Annotated in this window: 13 protein-coding genes and 1 pseudogene; 3 read left to right on the top strand and 11 right to left on the bottom strand. The window is 70.1% G+C overall.

The features are described from left to right. Positions 1 to 46: 46 nt before the first annotated feature. The 4 genes from LIV37_RS44610 to LIV37_RS44595 are packed head-to-tail and all read right to left on the bottom strand — an operon-like array spanning position 47 to position 2,220. A complete protein-coding gene (locus LIV37_RS44610) occupies positions 47 to 397 on the bottom strand; it encodes an SDR family NAD(P)-dependent oxidoreductase (RefSeq protein WP_121826635.1) in 351 nt (116 codons plus the stop codon). A gap of 24 nt (positions 398 to 421) precedes the next feature. Beyond that, positions 422 to 673, bottom strand: a complete 252-nt coding sequence (locus tag LIV37_RS44605; protein WP_208929075.1) for an SDR family oxidoreductase — start codon at positions 671 to 673, stop codon at positions 422 to 424. Between the two features lie 21 nt (positions 674 to 694). Beyond that, complete coding sequence (locus tag LIV37_RS44600; RefSeq protein ID WP_020873652.1) at positions 695 to 1,012, bottom strand: SDR family NAD(P)-dependent oxidoreductase; 318 nt, start codon at positions 1,010 to 1,012, stop codon at positions 695 to 697. Then, positions 1,009 to 2,220, bottom strand: a complete 1,212-nt coding sequence (locus LIV37_RS44595; RefSeq protein ID WP_148717930.1) for a M20/M25/M40 family metallo-hydrolase — start codon at positions 2,218 to 2,220, stop codon at positions 1,009 to 1,011. Before LIV37_RS44595 ends, LIV37_RS44600 begins: the two co-directional genes overlap by 4 nt. A gap of 104 nt (positions 2,221 to 2,324) precedes the next feature. On the opposite strand from LIV37_RS44595, the gene LIV37_RS44590 reads away from it, so the two are divergent. Beyond that, positions 2,325 to 3,737, top strand: coding sequence for a hypothetical protein (locus tag LIV37_RS44590; protein WP_020873650.1), 1,413 nt, complete (start codon positions 2,325 to 2,327; stop codon positions 3,735 to 3,737). Positions 3,738 to 3,946: 209 nt separating this feature from the next. Here the strand turns inward: LIV37_RS44590 and LIV37_RS44585 are convergent, their stop codons facing one another. Further along, positions 3,947 to 5,146, bottom strand: a complete 1,200-nt coding sequence (locus LIV37_RS44585) for an MFS transporter (protein WP_243146547.1) — start codon at positions 5,144 to 5,146, stop codon at positions 3,947 to 3,949. Between the two features lie 106 nt (positions 5,147 to 5,252). On the opposite strand from LIV37_RS44585, the gene LIV37_RS44580 reads away from it, so the two are divergent. After that, complete coding sequence (locus LIV37_RS44580) at positions 5,253 to 6,266, top strand: AraC family transcriptional regulator (RefSeq protein WP_121826637.1); 1,014 nt, start codon at positions 5,253 to 5,255, stop codon at positions 6,264 to 6,266. Between the two features lie 34 nt (positions 6,267 to 6,300). Here the strand turns inward: LIV37_RS44580 and LIV37_RS44575 are convergent, their stop codons facing one another. Next, on the bottom strand, positions 6,301 to 6,561 hold the full coding sequence (locus tag LIV37_RS44575; protein ID WP_020873647.1) for an HAD family hydrolase: 261 nt from the start codon (positions 6,559 to 6,561) through the stop codon (positions 6,301 to 6,303). A gap of 50 nt (positions 6,562 to 6,611) precedes the next feature. Further along, positions 6,612 to 6,908: pseudogene (locus LIV37_RS52275) on the bottom strand (HAD family hydrolase); the annotation flags it as partial. A gap of 386 nt (positions 6,909 to 7,294) precedes the next feature. Here LIV37_RS52275 and LIV37_RS44565 point away from each other — a divergent pair. Continuing rightward, the gene (locus LIV37_RS44565) at positions 7,295 to 7,966 is read left to right on the top strand and encodes a hypothetical protein (protein ID WP_020873645.1); all 672 of its coding nucleotides are present in this window, start codon (positions 7,295 to 7,297) and stop codon (positions 7,964 to 7,966) included. Between the two features lie 91 nt (positions 7,967 to 8,057). On the opposite strand, the gene LIV37_RS44560 is transcribed toward LIV37_RS44565, so the two are convergent. The 4 genes from LIV37_RS44560 to LIV37_RS44545 form a co-directional block, all read right to left on the bottom strand. After that, the gene (locus LIV37_RS44560; protein ID WP_020873644.1) at positions 8,058 to 8,768 is read right to left on the bottom strand and encodes a helix-turn-helix transcriptional regulator; all 711 of its coding nucleotides are present in this window, start codon (positions 8,766 to 8,768) and stop codon (positions 8,058 to 8,060) included. Beyond that, entirely contained in the window at positions 8,765 to 9,472 is a 708-nt protein-coding gene (locus LIV37_RS44555) for a helix-turn-helix transcriptional regulator (RefSeq protein WP_020873643.1), read from the bottom strand. Before LIV37_RS44555 ends, LIV37_RS44560 begins: the two co-directional genes overlap by 4 nt. 230 nt (positions 9,473 to 9,702) lie before the next feature. Next, positions 9,703 to 11,268 carry a class I adenylate-forming enzyme family protein gene (locus LIV37_RS44550; protein ID WP_020873642.1) on the bottom strand — a complete coding sequence of 522 codons (1,566 nt, stop codon included), beginning with the start codon at positions 11,266 to 11,268 and terminating at the stop codon, positions 9,703 to 9,705. Between the two features lie 31 nt (positions 11,269 to 11,299). Then, on the bottom strand, positions 11,300 to 12,031 hold the full coding sequence (locus LIV37_RS44545) for a 2-hydroxychromene-2-carboxylate isomerase (RefSeq protein WP_020873641.1): 732 nt from the start codon (positions 12,029 to 12,031) through the stop codon (positions 11,300 to 11,302). Positions 12,032 to 12,042 lie beyond the last annotated feature (11 nt).

Raw genomic sequence — 12,042 nt, 5'->3', positions numbered from 1 at the left:
CGGCCGCCACGTCCCGGCGGAGGTGGCGGCCGTTGGTGCCGCTCGGTCAGGCACTCAGCCCGCCGTCGACGACGATCTCGGTGCCCGTGAGGAACGAGGCGTGGTCGGACGGCAAGAACAGGGTGGCCGGCACGACCTCGGCCGGGGCGCCGATACGGCCCAGCGGGGTGTTCGCGACGATGCCCGCGTTGACCTCGGGGCCGTTCCCCGCGGCCATTTGGGTGTCGATCAGTCCCGGCAGCACGGTGTTGACCCGGATGCCGGGGGCCAGCTCGGCGGCGAGCGCCCTGCTGAGCCCGCGTACCGCCCACTTCGTCGCCGTGCAAGTATCGGCGCGAGCTGGTACAGCCGTGGATCGGACACATCGCCGACGATGGCCGTCGCATTCACGTCGCACTGTTTCGCGGCTTCGTGCGCGTGCTCATCGCGGTCGACCAGTACGACGCGCGTGCCTTGGCTGGTTGAGCTCGTGGGCGGTCAGCAAGCCCTGCCCGACGCGACTCCGGTGACGATCGCGACGGCCCCGTCGAGGCCGGGCCACGCACTCTCTTCCATCATGTCGCCCGGTACCCCCGTCGGCGTGCAGCACGGTGCCGGTTACGAAAGAGGCCTCGGGCGCGGCGAGGAACGCGACCGCCGACGCGACCTCGCCCGGGGTCCCGCCGCGGCGCATCGGGGTGGCGTCGATGTACCTCTAAAGATAGGTCCCGCGTTGGTTGACATTGATGACGCGGTCCCACTCCTCGACGTCGAGTTCGTGGTACCACTGCGAACCGCCCGTGCCGGCGTTGTTGACCAGGACATCCACCCGATCGTGTTCGGCTCGCACCTGCTCGATCGTCCTGATCCAGGCCGCTTCGTCGGTCACGTCGAGCTCTCGGATGGTCGCGGAGGCTGTGAGGTCAGTGCCGATCACGACTGCCCCCTCCCGGGTCAGCCGGTCGGCGGTGGCCTGACCGATGCCGCTCGCGGCGCCAGTGACGATGGCGACCATTCCCTCGAATCGGTTCATCGCGCGACTCCACAGTGCTCGATCGCTGCCGCGGCCATTGCCTTCGCGACCCCGATGAGGGAGTCGATGTCCGTCCACTCGTCGACCCCGTGTGCGTCGGCGCCGCAGGGGCCGAAGATCACCGGGTCCGCGCCCTCGTAGAACGCACCGTCGCAGACCGCTGGGAAACCGGTGCCCCGGCCCGGGAATCCGTGGCGGGCACACTGCCGGAGGATGCTGCGGACCAGCGGGCTGTCCGGAGCGGTGTTGAACTCGGGGAAATGGAGCCCGTACAGGTCCCACTGGACCTCAGGTGGATGTTCACACAGCCAAGGGTCCGTCATGGCCCAGTGGTGTACGAAGTCCTCGAATTCCCGCCGTACCCGCTTGGAGCTCTCGGTGGGCAGGTACTTCAGGTCGAAGTCGATCGTGGCGACATCCGGAGTGGTGGCCGGGTTGGTCACCGATGTGGGCAGGCCGTTCGGCCCCATGCCGACCCCGGCGTGTACCACGCTGGGGCTGATCGTGGTGATGCCCGGCGGGAGCAGGGGATGGAACTTGCGCTGCCCCCAGGACCGTTCCAGGTGGGCGACCGCGTCGATGAAGCGAGTGGCGAGTTCGGCGGCGTTCACGCCGGGCCGGGTGCGGGCCCGGTCATGGGGCCGCGGGTAGATGTCGTTGTAGCGCCATCCGGCGTGCGCGCTGAGTCCGCGCAGCGTGACCCGTACCCACTCCGGGCCGGGCTGGCAGACCATCACGTCAGTCTGCGTCGGTTCGGCCACGATGACCGCGGACGTCCGGGGCGCGCCGTCGAGCAGTGCACGAGTGCCGAATCCGCCGGCTTCCTCGTCGACGACACTGTGGATTTCCAGGCGGCCGGCGAGTTCGATGCCGCAGGCGGCCAGTGCGCGGACCGCGCCGATGGCCGCGCCGAGCCCTCCCTTCATGTCGTAGCTGCCGCGGCCGTAGATGCGTCCGTCGCGTACCGCTGCCTCGAACGGCCCGGTGGTCCGGGCATCGACGTCGCCGCTCGGGACAACGTCGATGTGCCCATTGATCGCCAGGCTGTTCCCGTCCTCGCCGTCCAGCCGTCCGACGACATTGGGCCGATTGGGGAAGGCATCCGCGGTGGCGACGGCCATGTTGGCGTCGGCCAGCAGGCTGCCGACGAGCTGCCGGCATTCGTCCTCGCGGTTGAGGCCCTCGTCCTGTTCGAACTTCGGGTTCACGGTCGGAATTCGCACCAGGTCGGCCCGCACCGGCAGGGTGTGAGTACCTCGCCGTTCCGCCGACCCGCTGCGGCCGCCTGAGGCGAGCGTGTTACGCCCTCGTCGTGCTGCTGGCGCTGACAGCCACCGCGGGAGTGGCCGAGGTGGCCGTCGCCGCGCTGCTGGAGTCCCGGCCCGCGCTGGTCCACACCGTCACCGGAGCAGGCGGCCCCGGCAGTTGGACGTACTACGCCGACGGCCTGGAGATCGCGGCGGCCACGGTGTTCGGCCTCGCCCTCCGGGGGGCGATCCTCGTACCGGCCCTGTCGCGAGTGCTGTCCCGTCCCCTCAGGCCGAACGCCGTGTATCCGCTGCACGGAGTGCGGTTCACACTCCAGCGCGCCGTCGCCCGCCTGACCAGCACCCGCTTCACCATCGCCCTGTTCGGCGACAGCTCGGCGATCGTGCACTACCTGAAGGCCCTCGGATACCGTCTGGCGCCGATCGATCAGACCGGATCCAACTTCGGCACGATGCTCGGACAGGAGGTGCCCACCCTCAGCCGCGTCGGCACCGGGACCATGGTCTCCGACGGACTGTCCATGGCGAACGCGGAGTACTCCAGCACCTCGTTCCGCACCGCGCCGGCCGCCATCGGAAGCCACAACTACCTGGGCAACCACATCGTCTACCCGGCCGGCGGCAGGACCGGCGACAACTTCCTGCTGGCCACCAAGGTCATGATTCCCGTCAGCGGTCCGGTCAGGGAGAACACCGGACTGCTCGGCTCACCCCCCATCGAGATCCCACGGTCGGTCGAACGCGACCACCGCTTCGACCACCTCACCACCGGATCCGGACTCCGGCGCCGCCTCGCGGCCAAGAACCACCACAACGCCGTGACCATGGCCCTGTTCCTGACCGTGCCCTGCCTGTACGTCTACGGCCTCCTCCTGATCGCGATGTTCCCCCTGACCGGCGACGGCGGGCTGTACTGGCTGGAGACGGCCGGCACCGCCCTCCTCGAACTCGCCTTCACGGTCGGCTTCTTCGTCCTGGCCGAACGGGCCGTGCTGGGCTTCCGTACCCTGCGGCCGCGGCTCTGCTCCATCTACGAGCCGGCCTGGAAGGTACCGTCCATCCTCTACCTCGCCGTCTTCAACGGCACCCCCTTCAAACCCGCCATCTGGCGGCTGCTCGGCGTCCGCATGGGACACCGGGTCTTCGACGACGGCTGCCGGATCCTGGAACGGACCCTCACCCAGGTCGGCGACGGCTGCGCCCTCAACGCCGGCAGCGTCTTGCAGGCACACTCCCTCGAGGAGGGCGTCTTCAAATCCGATCGCATCACCATCGGCAACGGCTGCACGATCGGCACCAGCGCCTTCGTGCACTACGGCGTCGTCATCGACGACCACGCCCGCGTCGACGCCGACTCCTTCCTCATGAAGGGCGAACACGTACCGGCACACGCCCAGTGGCGCGGCAATCCGGCAGCGGAGCTGACCGGCGATGCGGCCTGCCGCGGAATGCCGTAGCCGAGCGTGTGCGGGCATCGAGGCGGGGTCCGGGGCCGGGGACAGGTGTTCGGGAGGGGTCTTCACGCCACGGTGGCCCCTATCCCACGGTCGGCCCGGGCCCCCGGCTATCGGAACAGTCTGCGCTGGTTCAAGCGCGTACCTGGGCCCACGACCGTGCGCCTCACCAGGCGCCTGAGGCGGTCAGATCGACCCGGTCCACGCATCAATCAAATGCGCGCGGTGTCAGGCGCCTTGACCCGCAGCGCGATCAACAGCGCGGAGGCGAGCAACACGGCGCTGGAGATGGTGAACACGGTGACGACGCCACCAATACCGAACATCACCCCGCCCGCGGCGGCCCCGCCGGCGATGGCGGACTGCACGCCCACCACCACGAGACCGCCCGCGCTTTCCGCTTGGTCGGGCACCATGCGAGTCGCCCAGTTCGACCATGCCACCGACACGCCGCCAAAGGCCAAGCCCCACAGGACCACCAAAATCACGTACCCGGCCCGGCCGACGGGAAGTAGTGCCAGGCTCAGTGCCGCGACGCCCATCAGCGCCGGCATCAGCGCCAATGTCAGGCGCAGGCTGTGTCCCAGAAGCCACCCGGCCACCAGTGTGCCGACGAAGTTCGCCACGCCGAAGACGAACAACAGCAGCGCCAGTTCATCGACGTCGGCTTTCGCCAGGTTTTCCAGAGCGGGCCGGATATAGGTGAACAGTGCGTAGTGCCCGATGTGGACCAGCACCATGCCCACGATGCCCAACGCGAAGCCCGGGCGCCGCAGCACGGTCCACAGCGTGGCCAGCCGTGCGGTGACGCGGGGCGCCATCCGGGGCAGTGCGAGCGACTGGAAGACCAGCGTCACCACGCCGAGCGCGGCGGCCGCCAGGAAGGCGCTGCGCCAGCCGGACCACTCGCCGAGGTAGCTGCCAAGTGGCACCGCCACAATGGTGGCCACCGCGATGCCGCTGAAAATGATCGATACGGCACGTGGAACCAGAGTCGAGGGCACGAGGCGCATCGCCACTGCGGCCGCCAAGCTCCAGAAGCCGCCCAGCGCGATTCCGAGCAATATCCGCATGACCAAAAGCACGGCAAGGCTGGAGGCTACGGCTACCAGCAGATTGGACACGATCATCAATACGGTGAAGCCGAGCAACACAATTCGCCGATCGACCTTCCGGGTCAGGCTTGCCGTCAGCAGCCCGGAAAGCATCGCGGCCACCGCCGTGACAGTCACCGCCTGCCCCGCCAGGGCTTCCGACACCCCCAGATCGGCGGCCATGGGAGTCAGCAAACTGGTCGGTAGATACTCTGCCGTCAGCAATCCGAAAACGCCCAGCGCCAGCGAGAAGACCGCTGCCCAAGAAGATGCGGCCGGTTCGGGCGGTAGCGGTTTCACGTCGGCCGCGTCGCTCAAGCCGACATCGGACCGGGTGCCGCATATATCACTGCTCAACTGTTTACTTCCCCTGAGGCGCGTGAAAGAGTCAAGTCAAGAGTAAGTGCGAACTTCAGGATCATCTATGACAGCACGTCCGCAATATTTGACCGAGACTCCTGACAGAACGGCCTCAGGGCCTCTCACCCTGTCTTCAGACCTCCTCAGCGAACTGCTGACCAATATGCGACTGAATGGCGTCCGGTACCGTCGCATCCATGTCGGGCCACGATTCAACCTCAGTTTCGACGCCAAGCCTGGACGTTCCTATTTCCACTTTCTCGCAGTGGGCTCCGGCTTTTTGCGTACCGAGGACGGCACCCTGCACAAGCTCTCCGCCGGTAACGCCGTATTCATGCCCCACGGCGGGCCGCATCAGCTGCTCTCCAATCCGGACCTGCCGGCCCGGGGCATAGACAGCTTCGACGCCGTCCCCCTCAGCGACACGGTTTGCGACGTCGATGCCTGCCCGAGCGCCGACCCCACACCCAGCGCCATCTTCTTCAACGGCTCCATGGAACTCGACCTCGGCGGAATGCAGGGACTCAGCCAGCTCATGCCCGACGTCATTCTGGTCGATGCCACGGGAAAGCGTTACCCCGGGCTCCTGCCCATTCTCACGTCAATGAAGAATGAAGTCTGCGCCGCACGCGTGGGCTTCACCGGAATTCTCGCCCGTCTGGCAGAAGTGGCGGCAGCAATGCTCGTGCGCGGCTGGGTCGAATGCGGCTGCGACAACACCTCCGGCCTCGTGGCGGCGTTGCGCGACCCCCGGCTGGCCCGCGCCATCCTGGCCCTGCACCGGCGGCCGGGCCACCAGTGGACCGTGGCGGAGCTGGCAGCGGAGTGCAATATCTCCCGCTCCGTATTCGCGCAGCGCTTTCAGACCACGATCGGCATGTCACCCCTCCGCTACGCCACCGAACTGCGGATGCTCCTCGCCGGCCAGTGGCTGGCCCAGGACACGTTGCCGATCCAGGCAGTGGCGCAACGCCTCGGCTACGCTTCGCAGGCCGCCTTCAGCCGCGCCTTCAAGCGCGTCACCGGCCAGCCGCCCGGCGCGAGCCGGGATGCCCCGCCTGGAGGACTTCCCACCTGACACCCCGTGATGCGCGAAGTCCACTTCGCGCGGGTCAGCCGGGCAGGGCGGTTCCCAGGCGCCGGGCCAGATCCGCGACCCCGGTCGCCTGCCGGTCGGCGGGCCGCGCCGCCGACGGGTAGGGAACCGGCGTGCGCCGCAACCAGACGGTGGAGAGACCGGCCCGGGCGGCGCCGTCGATGTCCCACGGGTGCACCGCCACCATCGTCGCCGCGCCGGCCGGCACGTCCACCGCACGCAGCGCGTGGGCGTACGCGGCGGGAGCGGGCTTCCACTGGCCACCGGCACCGCGCACCCGGCCCGGTCCAGCACCGCGCGCGTGGTGTCCGCCGAGCCGTTCGTCAGGGTGACCAGGCGGTGTCCGGCCGCGCGCAGCGCCCGTACGCCCTCGGGGACATCCGGGTGGACGGGCAGCTCCGGCAGGCCGGTGAGCACGTGGTCCACGGCCACCGCCGGGTCCGCTCCTCCGGGCCCGTGCCGGGCCAGAAGTGTGCGCAGGACGTCCCCGGCGACCTCGGCGAACGTCGCCCGGCCACCCGCGAGGGACAGCGCGATGCCGTCGCGCAGGACACCGGCGAACCACACCGGCAGCAGTTGGCCGGGCAGACCGATGTCCGCCAGGCGCGCGGCGAGCGGGGTCATGTCGGTGAGTGTCTCGTTGACGTCGAAGACGAGGACGCCCGGACGGCCGTCAGCGGCCATGGGGATCACCGTTCCCGATGGCCATTCGATCACTCCCGTCGCACTGTCCAGACCGAGACCAAGTGGACATTACGGGCAGGCCGAACGGTCCACGAGCGGACACACCGCCGGTAGGGATGCCCGGGTGCGGGAGAACGAAACCGGGCAGCGGGCGGACGGTCACGGGCGCGTGGCTGCCCGGGGAACGCCCATCGTCTCTGCGCGCCCCGTACCGGCGTCACGACACGCCCGGTGGACGGAGCGCCGTCGGGGCGGCACGGCCCGTTTCCGCGGGCGACGGGCGGGGACCCGCCGTCCGTGGTGGCACAGGGAGCGGGAGCGAGACGATGAGCCGGCGGCGCGGCAGGGCCACCCGCCCCGTACGGCTGCGCTTCGACGGGTGGATCGCGGGCATGGGCACGTCCTCCGGGACGCGCATCGTGCTGGGCCACTGGGAGCGGTCGCCGTTCGGGCCGTTCAGCGATGTGATGCTCGACCGGGTGAACGGTGAACGGCTGCTGCTGGCTCCCACGCCGGAGACGGCGGACTTCATCGCCCGCACCTACGCCTTCGACGCGGTGCGCGCCGTGCCGGTCCGGGTAAGTGTCGAGGCGGACACCTGGACCATCACGGCCGGGGCACTGGACCTGCGCTTCACCGTGGCCCGCCGCGGGCCGCTGGGGCTTCTGCTGCGGGCCGTGCCCGGCGCGCTCGCCCGGCGCCCGGCGTGGAGCGCGCTGACGGACGTCCCCGCCCGTCTGCTGCTGCCCGGTGTGCGGACCCGAGGCGGCGCGGGTGCCGGTCGCCGGGAGTGGTACGGCGCGCGGGATCTGCGGCCGGTCGACGCGGTGTCGGCGGTCTTCGAGGGCGAGGATCTCGGGGTGATGGCGCCCGTCGAGCCCGCTGTGCGCTTCGGGTTCGGTTCGGTTCCCCGGAAGCCGGGCGTCACCCGGGTCACCACGACGGTGGAGCTGGACCGGGGCGATTGTCCGCCCGGTCTCCTCCTCGGTCGTCGCTGAGCCGCACCGCCGCCCCGAGGAGCCGTACGTGGACGAACGCCCGAGGCCGCCGCGGCGCACCCGGCCGGTGGCACCGGCCGGGTGCGGTCCGTCAGTGTCTCTCCACCGGAGGCGGAAGCATGTCCAACTCGGCGGCGAGCAGCCCGGCCTCGAAGCGCGACCGCGCGTCGAGCCGTTCCATGATGTCCGCGACATGTCTGCGGTAGGTCCGCACGGAGATGGACAGCGCCCGGGCGGCGACCTCGTCGGTGGCTCCGACGCGCAGCATCCCGAGGATCTCGGCGACCAGCCGGGTGCGGCGGCGGTCGCTGAAGTCGGGCCGCGCCGAGAGCGGGGCCGACTTCTTCCAGATGGAGTTGAACAGCGTGTGCAACGCCTGGACGGGCAGCACCTCCTGGGTGGTGAAGATCTGCGAGCCGGTTTCCGCCCGCAGATTGGCCAGGGCCGTACGGCCGTCCGCCATGACCGCCTCGATCGGATCGAGACGGGCCAGTCTCACCTCCGGCCCGCCGTCGCCGCCGATGGTGTGCAGCAGACGCCGGTCATAGGTGTGGCGAGTGCACAGGATCCGCACCCGGACATCCGGTTTCGCCTGGGCCAGGAGCCCCGGGAGGAGCGACCGCAGCACCTCGCGCTGCGTCCCTTGGGGCAACGCGAGGATGATGGACACATGCTGTCCGGCCTCGCGCACGATCGCCCGGGCGTCCTCGGCCGGACCGGGGCCCCGGCTCAGCGGTGAGGCGGGCGGCCGCAGTGGAGCGCCGATGGGAATCGGGGCCGCGGGAAGAGGAAGAGCCGTCACTGGGCGTCCTCCAGGGGCGACAGCAGCCCGAGCTCACTGGCCCGTACCCCGGCCTGGAAGCGGGACTCCGCGCCCAGCCCCTCCAGGATCTCCGCGACCCGGCGCCGATAGGTGCGGTAGGAGATGCCCATCTTCTGCGCCGCCACCCGGTCCGTGTGCCCGTCCCGCAGATGCCCCAGCACCTGCCGCTGGTCCTCGTGCCGGACCAGCTCCCGCCGCTTCAGGAATTCGGCGAGCGGTATCGCGCTTCCCCACGCACCGAGGAAGAGAGATCCCAGTGCACCGATCTCCGCGGATTTGTCGAAAAGCGCCACACTTCCGTCCTTGAGGGCGATCGGCGACCACAGCAACGCGCCGCTGTAGTCGGCCATCGCCACACCCTGCAGTGGACTCTCGGCAATTCGGACAGCGACGTTCTCCCGCTCCGTGGTCAGCCGGTGCAGGATCTCGACGTCAAAAGCGCGAGAGGGGAAGAGAACCCGGAATTCGACGTCCGGGCGCACCGTCCTCGCCATGACATGGAGTGCCGGGCCGAATTCCGACAAACCTCGTCGATCGCTGGGAATCGTGACGTTCACACTACTTGTGGCCTGGTCGGCCAAGGCCATGGCGGCTGCCACCAGAAGTTCGGCGTCCAGCCGCTGGATCGCGGCGGCCCGCCGCGTCCCCGTTTCCAGCGGATCGGTCGTCACCGTGTCCGCCAAGAGCGGAACTCCGCCCGTATTTCTTATCAATGTGGAACCCCCGTGCCAACACTTCTTACACCCGGACTCAGGCAACTCCGGGCACGTGCCGAGGAGTCTACGTCTCGGTACTTTTCACGCGCTTTCACTTTGCTTACATGCACGCCACACGGGCCGATTCACGTTCGTGGCCGGGGGCGTTTTACGCGTGTTCGGGCACGGTGGGGTTCCGGCGGCACTTCAGGGGGGTGTCATGGCCGCTGTCCGCCGGGCACCTGGCTGCGCAAGGCGGCTTTGTCCACCTTTCCGCTGCCATTCCGGGGCAGTGCGTCGACATGGTGAACGGCCGTGGGGAGCTTGTACCGGGCCAGCCGTTGCCCGATGAACGCCCGGATCTCCTCCAGGGTGGCCCGGCCGTCCCCGTCCTGGCACAGCACCGCCACCGGGCTCTCGCCCCACCGCGGATGCTCCACCCCGACCACGGCCACCTCGCGCACGCCGGGGTACTCGGCCAGATGCCGTTCCAGTTCGGCGGGGTAGATGTTCTCCCCGCCGCTGATGATGACGTCCTTGAGCCGGTCCACGATGAACAGCAGACCGTTCTTGTCGACGCGGCCGATGTCCCCGGACCGGAACCATCCGGCGTCGTCCAGCACCCGCCCGGTCGCCTCCGGGTTGTTCCAGTAGCCCGCGAAGACATTGGGCCCCCGGACGCAGATCTCCGCGGCCGCCTCCGGCTCGGTGACCACACCGCCGGTGGCCGGATCGACCAGCCGTATCTCGGTGTGGGGCAGCGGGAATCCGGCCGCGTCGGGGTGGGCGGCCACCAGTTCGGTCGGCAGATGGCTGGCCAGTGGCGCGGTCTCGGTCATCCCCCATGCCTGGTGCAGGGGGATGCCGTGGGCGAGGTAGTCGCGGACCAGGGTGGGCGGCACCGGGGCCCCGCCGACGATCGCGGCGCGCAGCGCGGAGAGGTCGGCGCGCGGGAAACCGGCCGTCGCGGCGATGGCCGCGAACATCGTCGGCACCGCGATGAGATTGGCCACCCGGTGCTCGACCAGGTCCTCCAGGCACTGCTCGGGAGAGAAGGAGCGCCGGATCACCAGGGTCCCGCCCTGCATGAGGGAGCCCAGGGTGAAGCCGCTGAGCCCGGCGATGTGGAACATGGGCGCGAGCACCAGGGTGGGGTCGCCCAGCCGGGTGCGGATCACGGCGGCGGTGTTGAGGTGGTTCCACCACAGATTGCCGTGGGTGAGCACCGCCCCCTTGGGCCGCCCTGTGGTGCCCGAGGTGTACATGATGACCGCGGGGTCGGTGGGCCGGACCGCGACCGGCGGCGCGGCGTCCGCCGTTTCCGTAGGCTCCGGCATCGGCAGTGGTTTCCAACGAGGGTGCGTCCCGGAAGCGGCGGGGCCGCCGTCGGCGAGCAGGAACCGCTGGACGGGCACGGTGTCCGCGATGCCGTCGACCAGGGGCCGGCCGGCGTCCTCGGCGATGAGGGTGTGGGGGCGGCAGTCGCCGAGGAGGTGGGCCACCTCGCTTCCGGCCAGCCGGACGTTGAGCGGTACGAAGACCGCTCCGAGGTGGGCCGCGGCCAGCGCCGCCGCCAGCAGCGCCGGGCCGTTGCGCCCCAGGAAGGCGATCCGGTCGCCGGTGCGCACCCCGCCGTCGGACAGGGCCGCCGCCAGCGAGCGCACCCGGGCGGACAGCGTCCCGTAGCTGATCCGGGTGGACTCGTACACGATGGCGGTGGTGTCCCCGGTGGTTCGGGCCCAGTAGTGGACCGCCGCCGCCGAGCCAAGGTTCTGTTCCTTCATCGGTTCCTCTTCGCCGATCGTCGGGTCGCGGTCAGCCGCAGCCGCCCGCGTGCCCCTGGTCTCCGCCCCGGCCCGGCGCCGCGGCGGGCGGTGCGGTGTCCGACGGCCCGGCGTCGGGCGGTTCGGTGACCGGCCGCCCCGGCGCGGCGCCCGTCACCGACGCGATGAACGGGGCGAGCCGGTCCACACCCCAGAACTTGTGGAAGCCATGGATGAAGAACGGCACGCCGAACACGCCGTCCGCGTCGACCCGCGACAGCGCCTCGACCCCGCGTACCCGCAGTTCGTCGTCGTCCGCGGCACCGGCCAGGCGGTCCTCGGGCAGCCCCAGTTCGGCGGCCACCTCCGCGATGGTGGCGGGTGCGCAGATGTCCCTGCCCTCCTCCCAGCGGGCCCGGTAGACGCGTTCGATGAACTCCGGGCCCTTCCCCTCGTCCACCGCGGCGAGATGGGCCAGATGCGGGACCTCCCACACCGGGTCCCGGTCGACCGGCCACGCGGGCTCGAGCCCGCGCTCGGAGCACAGCCGGCGCACGTCCTGGAGGATGTAGAGGTGCTTGGCGCGGGACATGCCGACGTACGGGAAGCCGCCGCCCGCCTTTTCCAGCATCAGCAGGCTGCGGGCGTCCGGCTCCCAGAAGGGCCGCCAGGTGATGGCGTCGGCCACCTCCGGGTGTTCGTCGCGCAGTTGGCGGTAGGCGAGCCAGGAGTACGGGCTGCGCAGGGAGAAGTAGAAGCGGGGCGTACGGTCCCTCCGGGGCATGGCCGGCCTTT

This window comes from Streptomyces rapamycinicus NRRL 5491 (assembly GCF_024298965.1).
GTDB classification, from domain to species: domain Bacteria; phylum Actinomycetota; class Actinomycetes; order Streptomycetales; family Streptomycetaceae; genus Streptomyces; species Streptomyces rapamycinicus.
Note: the sequence above shows the minus strand (reverse complement) of the source record. Positions and strands in the feature narration are given on the sequence as shown.